The organism is Actinocrinis sp. (assembly GCF_035946395.1).
Lineage (GTDB): Bacteria > Actinomycetota > Actinomycetes > Streptomycetales > Catenulisporaceae > Actinocrinis.
The window spans coordinates 33,011-51,279 of the sequence record NZ_DASYZI010000100.1 but is presented as its reverse complement, the minus strand read 5'-3'; the positions used below and the strand labels follow the sequence as shown (position 1 = coordinate 51,279).

Sequence of the window (18,269 nt, the reverse complement as noted above, 5' to 3'; positions counted from 1 at the left end):
CATCTGGTTCACCAACCCGAGCCAGCAATACGGCGTGATCCTGCCGCCGGGCGGAACCGCGCAATGGCGCGACCAGAACGGCAACTGGAGTACGGACAACAACGTCGTGCTCAATCCCGACGGTGCCGCCCCACACGCCACAATGATCCTGCCGTTCGACTCACAGGTCACCGGAGTCAGGGCCGTGCTGCCACCGACCACCGGCTCAAGCGGCTGGTACATGATCAGTCAGATCACTGTGCAGTAACGAAATCACTGTGCAGTAAAGATCACAGCGCAGTAACGAAATCACTTTGCAGTAACGAAATCACGGTGCAGTAGCGCCGCAAACGAGAGTCGACGGGACGATCAGCGTGATTCGTCCCGTCGACTCTCGTCATGTTCGGGAGCCTGCCGCACACCGCCACCAACCCCTCGGGGTGATGGGAGGATACGCGGGTCAATCGACACCAGGAGTCATGCCTGCCGCGTCGGACGGCGGCACGTTGGAGAGGATGCGCTTCATGAACCGGACCCAACGCTCGGGCGCGCCATGGTCCACCAGGACAATCCAGCCCAGGGCGACAGAGCCCACCCGGACAAGACCGTGGTCCTTTGTGTTGTGTATTTTGGCGGTCGCGGCGCTGGTCGCGGGTTGCGGATCGAACGGGCCGACCGCCAGTCAGGCCATAACGCTGAGCGCAGCGCCGGAGGCGCCGTCGTCACCGTCACCGAACCCGTCGCCGTCACCGTCGGTCGATCCGGGGACGCTGCCGCAGACGCACGTGCTGCCGCAAGCCGACGACCCCGCGTTCCAGGCGGGAGTGCAGGAACTCTGGAACGCGATCGTGCAGGACGACCCCTCGATCGCGCTGCCGTTCTTCTTCCCGAAGTCCGCGTATCTTCAGGTGAAGGCGATCTCGAATCCGTCGGCCGACTACGAGAACCGGCTGATCCCCTGGTACAAGCTCGACATCGAGGCCGCTCACGCGCTGCTCGGCTCGAACGCGGACTCGGCGCAGTTCGTCTCGGTCACGGTGCCCAAGAGCCAGGCCGAGTGGATCGTGCCTGGAGTCGAGTACAACAAGGGTTCGTATTACCGGGTGTACGGCACGCGGCTCGATTACAGCGTCAACGGGCACACCGCGTCGTTCGGCATCTTCTCGCTGATCTCGTGGCGCGGCGAGTGGTACATCGTGCACCTCGGTCCCTCGACCCGCTCGACGAACAAGGGCATCGTCTACGCCCCCGAAGGCTGATACCGGACGCGCAATAGCCCCAGATGCACAAGTGGCCCCGGACGCCTTAACACGTCCGGGGCCACCGCAGTACTTGCCAGTACCTGCCGTTACCGCATAACCATCTGCGTTACGGCATCGCGTGCAGGTGCGGGCCGATGACGGTCGCGATCTGGTTGCCGGCGCTGGCGTCCCAGTTCGTCGACCACGTCATCGCGCCGCCGATTCCCGGCCAGGTGGCCGGGGGCTTGAACGTGCCGCAGTTCGAGCCGTTGGCAAGGCAGTCGAGCGCCGCGTTGACCACGCTCGGGCTGACGAAGCCGCCGCCCGCCGCGCTGGTCGAGGCGGGCACGCCGAGTCCGACCTGGCTCGCGTTCAGGCCGCCCTGGAGCTGGATGCAGGCCAGCGCGGTCAGGAAGTTCTCGGTGCCCTCCGAGTAGACCTGCCCGTCACAGCCGAGCATCGAGCCGGAGTTGTAGTACTGCATGTTGACGATGGTGAGGATGTCCTTGGTGTTCAGCGCCAGCTGGAAGTAGTCGCCGCCGGTGCTCTGCATGTCGATGGTCTGCGGGGCCATCGTCAGCACGAAGCCGGCGCCGTACATGCTCGCCAGCGAGTGCAGCGCCTGCGACATGTACGTGGCGTTGACGCCGTTCTCCAGGTCGATGTCGACCCCGTCGAACCCGTAGTTCTTGAGGATCGAGTAGGCGCTGCTGGCGAAGTTCGACGCGGAGGTCGAGTCGCTCACCGAGATGGTGCCGTTCTGGCCGCCGACCGACACGATGACCTTCTTGCCACGCGAGTGCATGGTGGCGATGTCGGCCTTGAACTGCGCGTCGGTGTAGCCGCCGAGCGCGGTGGACAGACCCGAGTCGACCGCGAACGAGATCTGGCCCGGCGTGGTGGTGGCGTTGGCGAAGGCGACCGCGACGATGTCGTACTGCGAGTTCACGTCGGTGAGCCGCTGCACGGTGGCGCCGTTGCTGAAGTCCTGCCAGTAGCCGGTCAGCAGGTGCTTGCCGGTGCCGGTCGGGCTGGGGCTGGCCGACGCGCTCGGGCTGGCGCTGGTGGGACTGGCGCTCGGGCTCGGGTTGCCGCCGCCGCAGGCACCGTTGTCGGTCCAGACGTTCTGCGCGTTGTTGCCCGGGATGTCGCCCTGGGTCCACCACTTGGCGGTCCACGTGTGCCCGTTGTAGGAGACCACCGCGCCGCCGTTGTAGGCCTGCGTGGAGACCCAGGCCGCCGCGGTGCACGAACCGGTCCCGCCGGTCGGTGAGGCGCTCGGGGACGGGGACGCCGACATGGACGGCGACGGGCTCGCGCTGCTGGGGGCGGTGCTCGGGCTCGCGCTGGAGCCGCCGCCGGGACCGGTCAGCGAGACGTCGTCGGCGTAGTACACCGGCTGGCCGTACCAGCCGTGCACCCAGACGGTCAGGCTGGTCGTGCTCGCGCCGGTGCTGAAGGTCGTCGTCAGCTGCGAGTACGCGCCGCTGGTGCCGGGCGTCCAAGTGCTGGTGTCGGTGGTGCCGGTGCCGGTGTCGCCGATGTAGACGTACGAGCCGTCGACCCAGGCGCTGAGCGTGTACGACGAGCTCGGCTGCACGCTGATCGTCTGCGAGCACTGCGAGTCGTCGCTGCTCGTCGGCGTGCCCTGCAACGCGTACGAGCCGGAGTGCACGGGACTGGTCACCACGGCGCCGCTGTTGCTGGTGCACGACCAGGGCGAGAGCGAGCCGGATTCGAACCCGGGGTTCTGCACGAGATTCGCGGCGGCCGCCTGGGCGCCGGCGGTGACCGCGACGACTCCGATGGTGGCCAGGACGACGGATATCGCGGCGCCGGCCGCCGCGAGCGCCCTGCGCCGCGGACGGGCGCCGGGGAAGGGAACTGCTGCCATGAATGCCTCTCCGGAGTGAGGTGGCACCGGCGGCGGCACGCGCGAGGGCGCCGCGGGTTCGACGGTGCGGTGGTTTACGGTGCAGCGATTTCGACGATGCAGCGGATTCGAGGCTGACGACCGGCACGCCGAACCGGTGCGTCGCGCCTCGCGGCGGACAACACATACGCCGGGGCGCGCCGTGCTCCGGGCTGAGCATCAGATTGGACTAGACCAGTGCGTTGGTCAATGGTCCGGCCCGGGATATTCCCCCGCCGTTGAATGTTTCTTAGGGTGACTTCGGACGGAACACACCTCGTCACTTCGTGTCACCCGCGCCAGTTCACTCCTCCGAAGCGCTCAGCCCGTCGTCCACGGGCACGTCTTCCGGCGCCAGGTCGAGCCCGGCCGCGGCGGCCTGCTCGGTCAGCAGGACGGCGAAGTCCTCGTCGAGGTGGCCGCGGCCGATCGCGGCCTGCACCAGCTGGTAGGTCAGGGCGGCGACCGGCATCGGCACCTCCATCCGCCGGGCCGTCTCAAGCCCCAGGTCGAAGTCCTTGCGCAGCAGTACCGGTGTGAAGGTGGGCGTCAGGTCCAAGTGCACGAAGGCGGGACTCTTGTAGCGGGTGAAGACCGAACCCACGACGCTGTTGTTCAGGAACTCCAGGAACGCGGCGCGTGACACCCCGCCCTTCTCGGCCAGCACTGTCACCTCCGCAAGCGATTGCGTGACGACGCCGAGGAAGATGTTGTGCGCCAGCTTCACCAGGCGCGCGGCTTCGCCGTCGCCCGCGTAGGTGACCGACCGGCCGATGACCTCCAGGTAGGGCCGCACCCGCTCGAAGGCGTCGAGCGGACCGGAGGCCACCACGGAGAGCCGTCCGGCCTTGGCCACCTTCCCGTTGCCGCTGACCGGAGCGGCGATCAGCGCGCTGCCACGCTGCGCCGCCACGGCGCGGATGCGCGTGGACACCTCGGCGGAGACCGTGGACGAGTCCACGATCACGCCCGGCACCGCGCCGTCGTGGCGCAGCAGCCCGCCCTCGCCGAGCGTCACCTCGGCCAGGTCCGCGGAGGTCGAGACCATGGTGAAGACCACGTCACGGTCGGCAAGGTCGGCGATCGCGTCCACGACGGTCGCACCGTGCGCGGCCAGCGGCTCGGCCTTGGCGCGGGTGCGGTTGTAGACGGCGACGTCGTGACCCGCGTCGAGCAGGCGGGCGGCGAGCGGGAAGCCCATCCGGCCGGTGCCGATCCAGCCGAGGCGAGGCCGGTGCGGCGCGGTATCCGCCGCCGGGGAGTCGTCGATGGTCACTGGGAGACCTCCGTGGTACTTGTCGTGGCCGGGCCGGTCGTCGAGGCAACGCGATTCCCGGACGTCTCGGACGGCCGCGTCGCGCCGCCGAGATACAGCCGGGCCACCTCCGGATCATCGAGCAGATCGGCGCCCCTGCCGATCAGCCGCACCACACCAGACTCCAGGACCGCGCCGCGATCTGCCACTGCCAGTCCGCTGCGCGCGTTCTGCTCGACCAGCAGGACGGTGCGTCCGTCGGCGGTCAGGCCCGCGACGGCCTGGAAGACCGCGCGCCGCGCCCTCGGTTCGAGCCCGATCGACGGCTCGTCGAGCAGGATCAGCCGCGGGTCGATCATCAGCGAGCGGGCCAGTTCGACCTGCTTCTGCTCGCCGCCAGACAGCGCGCCCGCCGCGGCGTTGCGGCGTTCGGCGACGATGGGGAACAGCTCGGCGCAATGCGCGGCGCGGCGGCGCACCTCGGCCCGGTCGCGCAGGATGTAGGCGCCCATCAGCAGGTTCTCCCAGACCGTCATCGCCGGGAACAGGCTGCGCTCCTGCGGCACGTGCACCACACCGCGGTCGAGCCGCTGGCGCGGCGAGAGCCTGGTGATCGGCTCGCCGTCCAGCAGCACCCGGCCGAGCCTGGGCCGCAGCAGGCCGCTGACCGTCTTGAGCACCGTGGACTTGCCGGCGCCGTTCGGGCCGATGAGACAGACGACCTCGCCGGCTTGCACCGTCAGGTCGACGCCGCGCAGGATGTCGCCGGCGCCGTAGCCGGCGACGACGGCTTCCAGGGCGAGCATCGGGGCCGCGCTCACTGTCACGGCCCTAACCCCCGAGGTAGGCGTCGAGGACCGCGGGATCGGCGCGCACGGCGTCCGGCGGCCCCGCAGCGATCCGGGTTCCCCGGTCCAGCACGATCACCGGATCGCACAGCCGCATCACCAGGTTCATGTCGTGCTCGACGATCAGGAACGTGACACCGGACGCGTGCCGGCCGCGCACGTGCCGCTCCATCGCCTCGATCAGCACCGGGTTCACTCCGGCGGTCGGCTCGTCGAGCAGGATCAGCCGCGGCTCGCTCATCAGCACCGAGGCGAACTCCAGCAGCTTGCGCTGGCCGTAGGACAGCTCCCGGGCCGGCTCGTCCGCGTGCCCGGCGAGGCCGAACTCGTCCAGCAGCCCGCCGGCCCTCTCGACGTCCGCGCGGCTGTGGCGCGGCCCGAACAGGGCCCGCCACCGATGGCCCGCCGCCACGATCAGGTTGTCGAGGACGGTGAGTTCGGGGAAGACGCGGGCCTGTTGGAACGTACGCGACAGGCCGCGGCGGTACAGCGCGGCCGGATCGGGGCGGGCGTACGTGCGGCCGCCAAAGGAGATCCTGCCGGAATCGGCTCGCAGGTAGCCGGTGATCAGGTTGAACACGGTGGTCTTGCCGGAGCCGTTCGGACCGATCAGCGCGGTGATCGTGCCCGCCTCGACGGTGAACGAGCAGTCGTCGACCGCTGTCACGCCGCCGAACCGCTTGGCGAGGTGCTCGACTTCGAGCAGGGCATCGCCCGGACCAGTCATGAGACCACCTCCTTCGGCGCGGACGCGACCGGTCGCCCGGCACCGTCCGGTCGAGCGGCGGCAGCGGCGCGGCGGCGCAGCCGCTCGACGATCGTGGGCAGGATCCCGCGCGGCATCAGCAGCATGATCAGCAGGAAGATCGCGGCGTACGCGACGAGGTAGAGCTGCGTGGCGCCGTACTGGTACGCGAGGTACTGCTGCGCCGGGACGACGATGAGCGCGCCGATCACCGGCCCCCACAGCGTGCCCCGGCCGCCGAGATAGGCCATCAGGACCATGCCGATCGTGATCAGCGGATCCACCGCGAACTGCGGGTAGACGAAGGTCATGTAGTAGGCCCAGACCGCGCCGATCATTGCGGCGATCCCCACCGAGACCGCGAACGCGAGCAGCTTCACCCCGCGTACATGCACGCCAACGCCGCGCGCCCGCTCCTCGTCGGCCGCGACGGCCCGCAGCGAGAGCCCGATCCGGCTGTGCAGCGCGGCCCAGGTGACCGCCATGGACACGGCGAGCAGCAGGAGCAGCACGAGGTAGAACGGCCGCTCGTAGGTGTCCGGGTCGAACGGGGCGCCCGGCAGGCCGATGCCCTGCGAGCCGCCGGTGAGCGAGGTCAGGTTGAACGCGAGGGTCTGCGCGACGAACAGCAGCGTGATGGTCACGATCGCGAACACGTCGCTGCGGGTGCGCATCGCGATCCAGCCGACCGCGAGGCCGAGCACCGCGACGCCGATCCCGATGACCGGCAGCGCGAAGAACGGCAGCAGGCCGTTCGCGCCGACATCGCGGTGCTGGAAGTAGATCGCCTCCGCGTAGGCGCCGACGCCGAAGAACGCCGCGTGGCCGAGCGACGGGTACCCGGCCAGCCCGCCGACCAGGTTCCAGGCGCTGGCCAGCCCGGCGTAGATCAGCGTGAAGACCGCCATGTTGACGATCCAGTGCGCGGTCACCGCGAACGGGAAAGCGGTCAGCACGCCGAAGAACACCACCGCGCGGATCACGCCGCCCCAAGTCAGTGCCCTGTGCCTCATAGTCCCGCGCATCATGCTCCCGCGCGTCATGCTCCTGCGAGTCAGGGTTCGATGAAACAGCGCTCCATCAGTCCAGGCTCCATCAGCCCGGGTTTCATCAGCCTGAGTCTCATCAGCCTGAGTCTCATCAGCCTGAGTCTCATCGGCCTGGGTTCCATCAGCCTGGGTTCCATCAGCCTGGGTTCCATCAGCCCGGGCCGCCGCGTTCACAGGGCGCCTCGCAAGCTCGCGCCGAACAGGCCGCGCGGCCGGATCAGCAGCACCGCGAGCAGCACGGCGAAGAAGCTGAAGTCCGACCAGATCGGCGTTCCCAGCGCCGCAACCAGCGAGGCGACCACGCCCATCACCATCGCGCCGACGATCGAGCCGCCGATGCTGCCGAGCCCGCCCAGGATCACGATGGACAGCAGCCGGGAGATCAGGTCGTAGTGGCTGCCCGAGTTGAACGAGTAGAGGATGCCGTACACCGCGCCCGCCGCGGCCGCCGTCGCGGCGCCGATGCCGAATCCGACGGCTGCGACGCTGCGCGCGTTGACGCCGAGCAGCTGCGCCGACTCGGGATTCTGCACGGTGGCGCGGATCGCCCGGCCGAAGCGGGTGCGCTCCAGCAGTGCGTAGAGCAGCGCGAGCATGGCGATGGAGAGTATGAACGCGTACAGACGCACCGCAGAGATCTGATAACCATCGACGGTGTACGAGTCGTCCGCGTAGCCGGTCCGGATCGTGCGGTACGTCGTCTTGTACGTCACGCTCAACACGCCCTCGATCCCGAGCGCGATGGCGAAGGTCACCAGCAGTGAGAGCTCCTGGCGGTCCTGCTCGCGCAGCGGGCGCAGGAACAGCAGCTGGAGCCCCGCACCGGCGCCGAACAGTACCGGCGTGGTCACCAGGATCGAGAGGAACGGATCGAGGCCGAACGAGGTGAACAGCGAATAGCTCAGGTACGCCCCGGCGATCACCAGGGCGCCCTGCGCCAGGTTCACCACCTTCATGATGCCGAAGATCAGCGTCTGGCCACTGGCCATCAGCGCGTAGACACCCCCGGTCAGCACGCCGACGATCAGCGCCTGGATGACAGTGTGCATGAAGAACGGTCCCTTACTCGGCGGCCCAGGCCAGCGGCTCGGTGACCGGCGTGTGCTTGGCCCGGTCGGTCGGATACACCGCCTGTAGTGTGCCGCCGATCCACTGCTCCAGCAGGTAAGAGCCCTGCGGCGCGCCGTCCGAGTCCCAGGACAGGTCCCCCTCAAGCGTCGGCCAGGCGCCGGAATGCAGGGTGCTGATGATGGTGGCGTTGTCGATCTTCCCGGTCTTCGCGGCGACCTCCTCGACCAGCATTCCACACGAGTAGGCCTCGGCGGAGGTGCTGTCGATCTGGTCGGGTGTGCCGCCGTACTTCTTCACGTACGCGGCGGCGAAGGCGTCGCTGCCCGAGGCCGTGCTGCCCGGGAACCAGTCGCCGGAGGAGAAGATGCCCTCGGTGTTCTTCAGGCCGACCGCGTTCGGGAAGTCCACCGGGGAGTTCGCGCCGTTGGACAGGTAGAGCCACTTGGGCGCCCACTTAAGCTGAATCATGGCCCTGACGTCGCCGTACGCGTCCTCGGACTGCGTCCCGGCGACGACCACGTCCGGGTCGGCCGCCGCGACCTTGGTGATGACCGGGGTCAGGTCGGTGGTCTCCGCGGGATAGATCGCGTTGTACACGGTCCTGATGCCCGCGGCCTCGAAACGCTGGCGCACCGCGTCGGCGATCGGCGAGGCGAACGGGTCGTCCAGCGACGGATACGCCGCGGTCTTCGGCCGCTGATCCGCGGGCAGCGAGAGGATGTAGTCCGCGAATACCATCCCGCCCTGCACCGTCGGCGCCGGCTGCACGAAGAAGAGGTTGTGCAGGTGCTGCGAGAACACCGCGGGGCCGCCGCCGGCCGGCTCGATGAACGCGTAGCGGTACCGGTTGACCACCACCGAGGACGGGATGGTCAGCAGCGAGGAGAACGGCCCGAACACCAGGTCCACGTGGTCCCGGTTGATCAGGTTCTGGTAGTTGGTGACCGCCTGGTCCGGGCTGGAGGCGTCGTCCACGATCTTGAGCGCCACCTTGCGGCCGAGCACGCCGCCCTTGGCGTTCACCGTGTCCTGCCACAGCTGGTAGCCGCGCTCCGCGGCCTTTCCCGGATCGGCGAAGTCCCCGGTCAGCGAGAGCGAGATGCCGATGGTGAGGGTGGACGGGCTCTGCGCCCCCGCGCCGTGCGAGTTCCCGCAGCCGGCCAGCGCCAGCGCGCTGACCGCTAGGATTGCGGCGGCGCGCCGCAGGGCGATACGGCCATGTTTATGCATACGATTGCATTCGAGCATGTGCATCCCCCTCCTGGGGACTGCCTTGTCCGAGCATGGAAAACGGCCGGTTCCGCTCGAAGCTGGATGCGACGGTCATGCGGTCGATTGCATGGAAATATCCGCCCGGCCCCATGAACTGTCAATCCCTCAGTCAGACAGGTGACCGAGACAGGGCGCTCAACTGCGCTTTCGATCACGCGATGACGCGCGGTGACCAACTGTGGCGGTGCAAACGATTGCTTCTACGCCCCTGTAAGACTACTCTCGGCGCGTGTCCCGAGCCTCGACGCTTTCCGATGTCGCCCGGCGCGCCGGAGTCCATCAGGCTACCGCGTCGCGCGCGCTGAACCCGGCCAGCCGTCACCTGGTGAGTAAGTCCACTGCCGAGCGGGTGCTGGTCGCCGCGCGGGAGCTGGGCTACGTCCCGAACGGCATCGCCAGGGGCCTGCGCACGAACCGGTCCCACACCGTGGGCGTGATTATTCCAGATCTGATGAACCCCCTGTTCCCGCCGATCGTGCGCGGCATAGAGGACGTACTCGCCGACGAGGGATACACGGCCCTGCTGGCGAACACCGACAACGACGAGCAGCGCGAGCGCACGCAGTTCGAGGCGCTGGTGACCCGCCGGGTGGACGGCATCATCATGGCCACGGCCCGCCGCGATCATCCGCTGCTGGCGGAGGCCGCGCACCGCGGGCTGAAGGTCGTGCTGGTCAACCGGGACACCGAACGCGCGGACTTCTCCGCGGTCACCACGGACGACTGGCTCGGCGTCGCCATGGCGACCGAGCACATGATCGGCCTCGGCCACCAGCGGATCGGCCACCTTTCCGGGCCGCCGGGCCTGTCCACCGGCTCGACCCGGGTCCGCTCGTTCCGCGAGACGCTGCACTCGCACCGGCTGGACGCCCCGCCCGAGTACATCGAGGTCTGCGACGCGTACAGCGAGGCCGCCGGGGCCTCGGCGACCAGGCTGCTGCTGGACCGCGCGCCGGAACTGACCGCGATCGTGGCGGCCAACGACCTGCTCGCCCTCGGCGCCTGCGACGTGTTCCGGGAGCGCGGCATAGCCTGCCCCGAGCGGATGTCGATCACCGGTTTCAACGACATGCCCTTCGCGGACAAGTTCCATCCGGCGCTGACCACCGTGCGAGTGCCGCACTACGACCTAGGCGCCGAGGCGGGCCGGCTGCTGCTTGAACAGCTCATGCAGCCGACCCACCTGACCAAGCGGCTCTCGCTGCCGCCCAAGCTGATCGTGCGCGCCTCCACCGCCCCGCCGTACGACGCCAACACCAGCACCAGCAACCCGGCCTAGGGGTGTTTGGGCTGCGGGGCCAGGATCGCGGTGCCTTCACGCACGATCGCCGCATTTTCGGGCCGTGCCCAAACCTCCAGTATGGGCACGGCCCTGCGCCTCGCGATCGCACGCGCCACACGCCACACTCTGATCCGACGCCGCTTCTCAAACACCCCACTAACGCATCCCGGCAGCCTTCATCTTCTTCGTAGCCAGCTCGTTCAGCCGGATCCAGCCGGGCGAGGCGTCGCTGTAGTGCTCGGCGAGCAAGGCCTCCACGCCCTCTACACCCTCCATGCCGCCCGTGTCGGCCGGCGCCGACCGGTCCGTGTCCGCGCTGTGGTCCAGAGTCTTGAAGTACCCGAACATCTCGTCGGCGAGCCGCTCGATCCGCGGATCGTCGGGCTCCCAGTCGAAGGCCTGGTCGTAGGCCAGGTAGAACCGACGGAAATCCGCATCCCGCAGGTACGCGCGCTTGTTCGCGATGAACGTGGCCACCGCCTCGGGGTAGCGGGCCGCGAGCATGATCCAGCCGTCGCGCTCCAGCAGGATCGCCCGCTCGCTCACCCCGAGGGCGCGCAACTCGTCGAGGAACTCGACGACGTCCTGCGGCAGGAAGAGCCGCTCTCCCCCGGCGAGTTGCGCGATCCGGCGGCGGTACTCCTTGAGGTCGCGGATCTTCGCGGCCAGGTCCCGGTCGATCCGGGCCACCGCCCGCGCGAACCGCTCCGGCTCGGCGGCGAGCAGTTCGTCGATCCGGGCCAGCGGAACGCCGGCGTCGGCCAGGGTCTTGATGCGGATCAGGTCGATGACGGCCTGTGCGTCGTACCGCCGGTAGCCCGAGGCGTCACGCTCCGGCTCGGCGAGCAGTCCGCGCTGGTGGTAGTGCCGCACGGCGCGCACCGTCACCCCGACATAGTCCGCGAGTTGGCTGATGGTGAGCATCAGACTCCTCATTTCACTTGTCAGCGTCGGGTCCGTCTGTTGATGCCTCTGCACTGCTGTGCTGCGCATACTCCACTGTGTACCGTCACGCTTGAACACGGTCGCGCTTGAAGGCCGCGCTCGACCACCAGTATCCGGCCACCAGGATGCCCAGGCACCAGACGACCGAGATCAGGGCGTCGTCGCCGATGCGCGTGCCGGTCAGCAGGCCGCGGATGGTCTCGATCATCGGCGTGAACGGCTGGTACTCGGCGAACCAGCGCACCCCCGCCGGCATCGAGCCGGTGGGCACGAAGGTGCTGCCGATGAACGGCAGGAACTGGATCAGCATCGGCGTGTTGCTGGCCGACTCCGGGGTACTGGACACCAGCCCGATGCCCACCGCGAGCCAGGTCAGCGCGAAGGCGAGCAGCTCCAGCAGGCCGAACACGGCGAGCCATTCGGCCGGTCCGCCGTGCGGCCGCCAGCCCAGCGCCACCGCGACGCCGATCACCAGGACCGTGCTGATCGTGGTCTGGATCATGCTGGAGAGCACGTGCCCGGTCAGCAGCGAGGAGCGGGAAATCGCCATCGTGCGGAACCGGTCGATGATGCCTTCGGTCATGTCGACGCAGACGGCGACCGAGGTCGACATGCAGCCCGACGCCACGCCGAGCAGGATGATCCCGGGGGCGACGTAGTCGATGTAGCTGCCGCTGGTGTGCGCGGCATTCAGGCCGGCGCCGAGCGTGCGGCCCAGCAGCCCGACGAACAGCAGCAGCAACATGACCGGGATCACCAGGGAGGCAGTGGTCATCGCGGGGTAGCGAATCGCGTGCCGCAGCGTGCGCCGCAGCATCGTGGCGGTGTCGGTGACGGTGTAACTCAGGCTGCTCATCAGATCCTCGCCTTGTCGTCGTCGTTCTCGTCATCGCTGTGACCGTGTCCGTCATGGCTGAGCTCGCGGCCGTCGCCGGTGAGGGCGAGGAAGACATCGTCGAGATCGGGGGTGTGCACCGACAGTTCCTCGACGTCGACCGCCGCCGAGTCGAGCCGGTCGAGCATGGCGCGCAGCGAACGCACGCCGCCGTCGCCGGCGACTTGCAGGGTCAGCGCCTCGTCGTCACGCGCTTGGACGGCGCCGCCGAGTTCCTCGGCGGCCAGGTCGAGCGATCGGGCGTCGGCGAACCGGAGGCTGACGTGGCCGCCGGGAACCAGGCGCTTGAGCTCGGCGGCGGTGCCCTCCGCCACGATCCGGCCGTGGTCGAGCACCGCGATCCGGTCGGCGAGTTGGTCCGCCTCCTCCAGGTACTGCGTGGTCAGGAAGATCGTGACGCCGTCGGCGACCTGCTCGCGGATGATCGCCCACAACCCGCGGCGGCTGCGCGGGTCGAGCCCGGCGGTCGGCTCGTCGAGGAAGATCACCCGTGGCCGGCCGATCAGCGTCATCGCGAGGTCGAGGCGGCGGCGCATCCCGCCGGAGTAGGTGGAGACGAGTTTCCTCGCCGCGTCGGAGAGGTCGAACCTGCGCAGCAGTTCGGCGGCGCGCCGGCGGCCCTCGTCGCGGCCCAGCCGGTGCAGGTCCGCCATGAGGACGAGGTTCTCCTCGCCGGTGAGCAGGTTGTCCACCGCCGAGAACTGGCCGGTCACGCCGATCGCGGCGCGCACCGCGTCGGGCTCGCGCGCGACGTCGTGCCCGGCGACGCGCAACTCGCCGCCGTCGGCGCGGATCAGTGTGGACAGGATCCTGACCGCGGTGGTCTTGCCTGCGCCGTTCGGGCCGAGCAGCGCGAAGACCGTGCCCGCGGCGACGTTCAGGTCGATGCCGTCGAGCACTAGCTTGTCGCCGAAGGACTTACGAAGTCCGACAGCTGACAGTCCCCCGGCGCGTGTTGGGGGTGGTGATGGGGGCGGTGACGTGTCCGAATGTGTCATGACCCCATCGTGGAGGGTTGACCCTACGTCAAGGTCAAGCCCGTTTCCGCGCCCGCTCGGGACCACGGATCCAGCACCGTCGAATCAGCACTGTCAGATCGTCACGGTCGGATCAGCACCATCGGATCAGCACACTTACCGCGCGCGCAGGCCGTCCAGCGCGATGCCGACGACCCGCTCCATCTGGCCGGGCTCGACAAAGGTCATCATCGTGATCCCGCTGACCAGCCGCACCAGGTCGTCGATGCTGACGTCGGTACGTACCACGCCCGCCTCCTGCGCACGGGTCAGCAGCGGCTCGCCCGCCGCGAAGAGCGACTCGCGGCAACTGCGGAAGACCTCTGAGGTCGTCCCCATCGAGGCGGTCAGTTCCTCGGCCAGCGCCCGCTTGGTGCCGACGTATCCGACGTAGCGGTGCAGCCAGGCGACCAGCGCCTCCCACGGCGGCAGCGTGACTTGCAGCTCGCGCGCCGTGTTGCACAGGTCCTCGACCTGATCGATGTAGATGCTCTCCAGCAGCGCGGGCCGGGTCGGGAAGTGCCGGTAGAGCGTCCCGATGCCGACCTCCGCGCGCCGCGCGATCTCCTCAAGCGTCACGGCGCTGTTCTCGGTGAACGCGTCGCGCGCCACGGCGAGCAGCTTCTCGTAGTTGCGCCGCGCGTCCGCGCGCATGGGCCGGCGTGTGTTCAGCCCACTCACCGTCTCGGCGCTGGTCATGACCCGGCGCTCCTTTCTGCGCTACCTTCCGGCTTGCCAACCGGAGGGCTCCTCCGTATAGTTCTGGAGGGCGCCTCCACTTTAGCACTCGTCGAGCTCCCGTCGAAAGGCTCGCCGCATCATGCCATCTTCCCCTGTTCTCACCCGTGCCCCGGCACGCCGCCCGACCGGGCGGCCGACCGCGGGCGACGCAGCCTCGTCCACCACGTCCGCGCTGGTGATGGCGATCATCCTGACCAGCCAGCTGATGATCGTGCTGGACGCCTCGGTGGTCATCACGGCCCTACCCAAGATCCAGAACGCCTTCGGCTTCTCCACCACCAGCCTGTCCTGGGTGCAGAACGCCTACACGCTCGCCTTCGGCGGGCTGCTGTTGTTCGGCGCCCGCGTCGGCGACATCCTCGGCCGCCGCCGGGTCTACATGGGGGGCATCGCGGCCTTCACCCTTGCCTCGCTGCTCGGCGGGCTCGCGCAGAACGGCACCTGGCTGCTGACCGCGCGCACGATCCAGGGCGTGGCCGCGGCGATCGCCGCGCCGTCCACGCTCGCCCTGCTGATGACGCACTTCCGCGAGCCCCGCGACCGGATGCGCGCGATCTCGCTGTACGCCGCCGCGTCGAGCGGTGGCGCGAGCATCGGGCTGGTGATCGGCGGCTTCCTGACCGACCTGCTCTCCTGGCGCTGGGGGCTGTTCATCAACGTGCCGATCGGCGCCGCGCTGGTCCTGCTCGCCCCGCGGTACCTGCCGGAGACCGAGCGCAACCCGGGCCGCTTCGACCTGGCCGGCGCGGTCACCTCCACGCTCGGCATGACCTCCCTCGTCTACGGCTTCGTCCGGGCCGGGTCCGCCGGCTGGGCCGACCGCGCCACGCTGGCCTCGTTCGCCGCGGCGCTGGTGCTGCTCGCCGGGTTCGTGCTGCGCGAGCTGCGCGCCGAGCAGCCGATCCTGCCGCTGCGGCTGTTCGCCAGCCGTGAGCGCTCCGGAGCGTACGTGGCGCGGCTGTTCACCGTCGGCGGCATGTTCGCGTTCTTCTTCTTCGTGACGCAGTACCTGCAAGAAGTGCTCGACTACAGCGCGCTGAAGGCCGGATTCGCGTTCCTGCCGATGACGGCGGTGCTGTTCGCGACCTCGCGGATGGTGCCGAAGGTCGCCGCGCGGGTCGACAGCACCCGGCTGCTGGTCACCGGCCTGGTGATCGCGCTGGGCGCCATGGGCTGGGCCCGCGGGCTCTCGGCGAGCACACAGTACTTCCCACAGGTCGCGATCCCGATGATCCTGCTGGGCGTCGGCATGGGCATCGCGTTCATCCCGCTCACCTCCTCGGGCATCGCCGGGGTGCAGCCGCAGGACAGCGGCGCGGCCTCCGGGCTGGTGAACGCCTTCCACCAGGTGGGCGGCTCGCTCGGCCTAGCCGTCCTGGTCACCGTGTTCGGCACGGTGAGCCGCCACGCGCAGCAGTCGCAGCACGTGGCCGGCGCGACCGCGGCGATGGCCGCGAAGCAGAACCTTGCCCACGGGATCTCCGCCGCGCTGACCGGCTCCGCGATCTTCCTGGCGGTGGCGCTCGCGGTGGTCCTGGTCACGGCGAAGAACTGGCGCAGGCCGTCACGCAACCCCAGCTGATCCTTTAGTGTCCTCAGTACCATGACGGAATCCGCCCGACCTGGGGAACCACAGCCCGAGGAATCACAGCCTCGGAAGTCACCGCCCGAGGAATCTCAGACCGTTGACGCGCCACGGCACAGCCGGGCACTGCTCGCGCTGGTCGCGGCCGCAACGGTCGCGGTGGCCCCGGTCGCCGGCACGGTGCTCGGCCCGGCCGGCGGCGGCGACGGCGCGCACTCCGCGCCGGTCTTCGTCCTGGCGGAGGCGTCTCACGACATAGGCCGCAACGACTGGGCCGTCCAGCGCGGTTTCGCCGGCTCCGTGGGCTGGGTCGCGACGTACGTCGCACTCGCACTGGCCTGGCTCGCAGTGGCGCTCTGGATGCGCGCGCGCGGACGCGGGCGTCAGCCCGAAACACCCTGGCTCAAGACCTGGTTCGCCGTCCTCGCCACCGAGTTCGCGGCCGGCGTGCTGACGATCGGCGCGGCGCTCTACGCGCAGTGGACCGCGACCAGCCTCGGACCGGTCGCGCTCCGGCTGGCCGACGTGTGCTCGCCCTGGTGGGCCTGCGTCGCGGCGCTAATCGTCGTGGGGCGGGCGGAGCGCAACGCGGTCGCGCTGCGTGCGGCCCTCGGGTACGGCGCCGTGCTCGCGCTCATGCTGCTGGTGCCGCTGCCCGGCCCGAACATCGTCAAGGCCCTGGTTCTCGCCGCCACGGCGGCCGTCCCCGCACTGCTCGTGACCCGGTCGCCGGACGCTCCGCTGTTCAGGCTCCGGTGGCCGCGGCGGTTCCGCTCGGGCGCTGCCGCAGCCGGTTGAAGAGGTTGGCGGTCGCCCGCTGGATCCTGGCGTCGACGTAACCGTGGTGGCTCAGGGCCAGCGGCCAGTTGAACGTACCGGCGGCGAACACCATGGCGCCGCCGGCCGTCTCGTACAGGCTGGTGCGCTGGAGCCGCGGCCAGTCGCTGCCGCCGACCGCCATGAAGTGCGACGCGGACAGCAGCGTGTGGCTGACGGCGTCCGGCTTGGGCGATCCGGGGTCCCAGCCGTCCGCCTCGCCGCCGACGACCCTCGGGATCGCGTCGCCCTCGCGCACCCCGGTCCCGGCCCACAGCCAGTGGTCGGCGCTGCTGACGATGAGCGGCATCTCGGCCTTCGGGATGCCGTTGTACTGCACGCCGATCAGGCTCTGCTCCGCTCGCGCGTTGTGCGCCGCGACGGTGCGCCACAGCCGGGTCGGCCCGCTGGCGTCCTGCTCGGGGTCCGGGTCGCTCTTGTAACAGACCATCAGCGGTTGCAGTCCCCGGCCGCGCGGGTCGGGCTCGAACCGTACGTGCCAGTAGACGTTGTTCGCGCCCATGAAGGCGACGTGTGTCCCGCGTCCGACGGCTGCCGAGACGGTGTCACGCATCGTCTGCGACCAATACTCGTCGTGGCCGGAGAACACCAGCGCCGCGTACTGCGCGGGATCAACCCGGCCCTCGTGCAGATCGACACTGGTGGCATAAGCGACGTCATAGCCCGAGCGTTCGGCCCACTGTAGGAACGCGTAGTCCATGTCGGCACGCTGCGGCAGGCCCACGCTGGAGTACGGGCGCTCGAAGCTGACCTTCCGGGCACGGTTGCCGTAAGCGATCGGGGCGCCGTTCGCGTCGGCGTGCTGGGAACCGAGCTCGGCCAGGTTGCCGTCCGCCCCGTTCAGGCCGTAGCCGTAGTACAGGCTCTTTCCGGTCTTCCCGTCGAGCGGCCACTGGTTGTAGGCCTGGTAGGTCGAGAAGGGCAGCACCACGAGGAAGTCTGCCCGCCGCGCGTCGTCACGCACCGCGAACGGGGTAAAGCTGCGGTGTCCGCCGTCGGTGGTGAAGGCGGCGAGGTAGCTGCCTGAGACCCAGTCGCGCGGCACGTTCAGGCTCCAGCCGACGTCCCATCCGCAGCTGATCGTCCCGGTGCCGGGGGCCGTCACCGGCTCGGACTGCTTCGCGCCGGGCAGCCTCGGGCTGTCGGCCAGGTGGCGGGCGCCCAGACCGGCGTAATCACCCATACGGAAGATCGAAACGGTGTACGGACGCGCCGGGTCCGTGGAGACGTGGAAGTCGATCGCCTCGCCGAGGTTCACACTCGTGGCGGAGGCGTAGCCCTTGATCTGGCGGCCGAGGTCGTCCGCCACGACGGTCGAGCCCGCGCCGATCTTCCAGTCCTTGCTACCGGGCCGCCGGTTCTCGGCCCGCACCGGATTGTCCGGCCCCTGCGCGCTCGCGCCGCCGCCCGGCGACGTCGCCGCTTCGACCGCGTACTGTGCGCCGGCCGCCAGCGCCCCCACACCGAGGACGGCGAGCGCGGCACGTCGTGAGATCTCTGCCACAGACTGCGACTCTAGCGCGCCGGCACCACCCGACAGGCGTGAAGACCGATGTTCTCGTCACAGGTCATCGACGGTGTCGTCACAAGACGTTC

General features: G+C 69.4%; 17 protein-coding genes. 5 read left to right on the top strand and 12 right to left on the bottom strand.

The annotated features are described in order from the left end of the window. Positions 1–247: hypothetical protein (locus tag VGS97_RS06790; protein ID WP_326852377.1), on the top strand; the 247-nt coding region annotated here is incomplete at its 5' end. A 349-nt stretch (positions 248–596) separates the two neighbouring features. After that, positions 597–1,238: a hypothetical protein gene (locus VGS97_RS06785; protein ID WP_326852376.1), complete on the top strand. Its 642-nt coding sequence runs from the start codon at positions 597–599 to the stop codon at positions 1,236–1,238. A gap of 109 nt (positions 1,239–1,347) precedes the next feature. Here VGS97_RS06785 and VGS97_RS06780 read toward each other — a convergent pair whose 3' ends face one another. The 7 genes from VGS97_RS06780 to VGS97_RS06750 form a co-directional block, all read right to left on the bottom strand. Continuing rightward, entirely contained in the window at positions 1,348–3,114 is a 1,767-nt protein-coding gene (locus tag VGS97_RS06780) for a chitinase (RefSeq protein ID WP_326852375.1), read from the bottom strand. Positions 3,115–3,436: 322 nt separating this feature from the next. After that, a complete protein-coding gene (locus VGS97_RS06775) occupies positions 3,437–4,408 on the bottom strand; it encodes an NAD(P)-dependent oxidoreductase (protein ID WP_326852374.1) in 972 nt (323 codons plus the stop codon). Then, complete coding sequence (locus VGS97_RS06770) at positions 4,405–5,214, bottom strand: ABC transporter ATP-binding protein (RefSeq protein WP_326852373.1); 810 nt, start codon at positions 5,212–5,214, stop codon at positions 4,405–4,407. The genes VGS97_RS06775 and VGS97_RS06770 overlap by 4 nt, the downstream gene beginning before the upstream one ends. A gap of 4 nt (positions 5,215–5,218) precedes the next feature. Continuing rightward, on the bottom strand, positions 5,219–5,962 hold the full coding sequence (locus VGS97_RS06765; protein ID WP_326852372.1) for an ABC transporter ATP-binding protein: 744 nt from the start codon (positions 5,960–5,962) through the stop codon (positions 5,219–5,221). Then, entirely contained in the window at positions 5,959–6,993 is a 1,035-nt protein-coding gene (locus VGS97_RS06760; RefSeq protein WP_326852371.1) for a branched-chain amino acid ABC transporter permease, read from the bottom strand. Before VGS97_RS06760 ends, VGS97_RS06765 begins: the two co-directional genes overlap by 4 nt. 206 nt (positions 6,994–7,199) lie before the next feature. Continuing rightward, the gene (locus VGS97_RS06755; protein ID WP_326852370.1) at positions 7,200–8,078 is read right to left on the bottom strand and encodes a branched-chain amino acid ABC transporter permease; all 879 of its coding nucleotides are present in this window, start codon (positions 8,076–8,078) and stop codon (positions 7,200–7,202) included. Positions 8,079–8,091: 13 nt separating this feature from the next. Then, on the bottom strand, positions 8,092–9,330 hold the full coding sequence (locus VGS97_RS06750) for an amino acid ABC transporter substrate-binding protein (protein WP_326852369.1): 1,239 nt from the start codon (positions 9,328–9,330) through the stop codon (positions 8,092–8,094). A 271-nt stretch (positions 9,331–9,601) separates the two neighbouring features. Here VGS97_RS06750 and VGS97_RS06745 point away from each other — a divergent pair, with 271 nt between their 5' ends. Next, complete coding sequence (locus VGS97_RS06745; protein ID WP_326852368.1) at positions 9,602–10,651, top strand: LacI family DNA-binding transcriptional regulator; 1,050 nt, start codon at positions 9,602–9,604, stop codon at positions 10,649–10,651. Between the two features lie 159 nt (positions 10,652–10,810). Here the strand turns inward: VGS97_RS06745 and VGS97_RS06740 are convergent, their stop codons facing one another. The 4 genes from VGS97_RS06740 to VGS97_RS06725 form a co-directional block, all read right to left on the bottom strand. Continuing rightward, positions 10,811–11,578 (bottom strand): MerR family transcriptional regulator, encoded by a 768-nt coding sequence (locus tag VGS97_RS06740; protein WP_326852367.1) that lies wholly within the window; start codon positions 11,576–11,578, stop codon positions 10,811–10,813. An 85-nt stretch (positions 11,579–11,663) separates the two neighbouring features. Continuing rightward, the gene (locus VGS97_RS06735; protein WP_326852366.1) at positions 11,664–12,455 is read right to left on the bottom strand and encodes an ABC transporter permease; all 792 of its coding nucleotides are present in this window, start codon (positions 12,453–12,455) and stop codon (positions 11,664–11,666) included. Continuing rightward, on the bottom strand, positions 12,455–13,492 hold the full coding sequence (locus tag VGS97_RS06730) for an ATP-binding cassette domain-containing protein (protein ID WP_326852365.1): 1,038 nt from the start codon (positions 13,490–13,492) through the stop codon (positions 12,455–12,457). Before VGS97_RS06730 ends, VGS97_RS06735 begins: the two co-directional genes overlap by 1 nt. Positions 13,493–13,627: 135 nt before the next feature. Next, positions 13,628–14,209: a helix-turn-helix domain-containing protein gene (locus VGS97_RS06725; RefSeq protein ID WP_326852364.1), complete on the bottom strand. Its 582-nt coding sequence runs from the start codon at positions 14,207–14,209 to the stop codon at positions 13,628–13,630. Positions 14,210–14,330: 121 nt separating this feature from the next. Between VGS97_RS06725 and VGS97_RS06720 the strand changes: the two genes are divergently transcribed. Continuing rightward, entirely contained in the window at positions 14,331–15,833 is a 1,503-nt protein-coding gene (locus VGS97_RS06720; protein ID WP_326852362.1) for an MFS transporter, read from the top strand. A gap of 21 nt (positions 15,834–15,854) precedes the next feature. Then, positions 15,855–16,634 carry a hypothetical protein gene (locus VGS97_RS06715; RefSeq protein WP_326852361.1) on the top strand — a complete coding sequence of 260 codons (780 nt, stop codon included), beginning with the start codon at positions 15,855–15,857 and terminating at the stop codon, positions 16,632–16,634. On the opposite strand, the gene VGS97_RS06710 is transcribed toward VGS97_RS06715, so the two are convergent. Then, on the bottom strand, positions 16,582–18,177 hold the full coding sequence (locus VGS97_RS06710) for a N,N-dimethylformamidase beta subunit family domain-containing protein (protein ID WP_326852360.1): 1,596 nt from the start codon (positions 18,175–18,177) through the stop codon (positions 16,582–16,584). The two genes, VGS97_RS06715 and VGS97_RS06710, sit on opposite strands and share 53 nt — an antisense overlap. Positions 18,178–18,269 lie beyond the last annotated feature (92 nt).

Excerpts from the sequence above, each read along its gene's own strand:
- VGS97_RS06735 (WP_326852366.1), bottom strand. The coding sequence starts at position 12,455 with ATGAGCAGCCTGAGTTACACCGTCACCGACACCGCCACGATGCTGCGG.
- VGS97_RS06730 (WP_326852365.1), bottom strand. The coding sequence starts at position 13,492 with ATGACACATTCGGACACGTCACCGCCCCCATCACCACCCCCAACACGC.
- VGS97_RS06780 (WP_326852375.1), bottom strand. The coding sequence starts at position 3,114 with ATGGCAGCAGTTCCCTTCCCCGGCGCCCGTCCGCGGCGCAGGGCGCTC.
- VGS97_RS06725 (WP_326852364.1), bottom strand. The coding sequence starts at position 14,209 with ATGACCAGCGCCGAGACGGTGAGTGGGCTGAACACACGCCGGCCCATG.
- VGS97_RS06755 (WP_326852370.1), bottom strand. The coding sequence starts at position 8,078 with ATGCACACTGTCATCCAGGCGCTGATCGTCGGCGTGCTGACCGGGGGT.
- VGS97_RS06750 (WP_326852369.1), bottom strand. The coding sequence starts at position 9,330 with ATGCATAAACATGGCCGTATCGCCCTGCGGCGCGCCGCCGCAATCCTA.
- VGS97_RS06760 (WP_326852371.1), bottom strand. The coding sequence starts at position 6,993 with ATGAGGCACAGGGCACTGACTTGGGGCGGCGTGATCCGCGCGGTGGTG.
- VGS97_RS06715 (WP_326852361.1), top strand. The coding sequence starts at position 15,855 with ATGACGGAATCCGCCCGACCTGGGGAACCACAGCCCGAGGAATCACAG.
- VGS97_RS06740 (WP_326852367.1), bottom strand. The coding sequence starts at position 11,578 with ATGCTCACCATCAGCCAACTCGCGGACTATGTCGGGGTGACGGTGCGC.
- VGS97_RS06720 (WP_326852362.1), top strand. The coding sequence starts at position 14,331 with ATGCCATCTTCCCCTGTTCTCACCCGTGCCCCGGCACGCCGCCCGACC.
- VGS97_RS06765 (WP_326852372.1), bottom strand. The coding sequence starts at position 5,962 with ATGACTGGTCCGGGCGATGCCCTGCTCGAAGTCGAGCACCTCGCCAAG.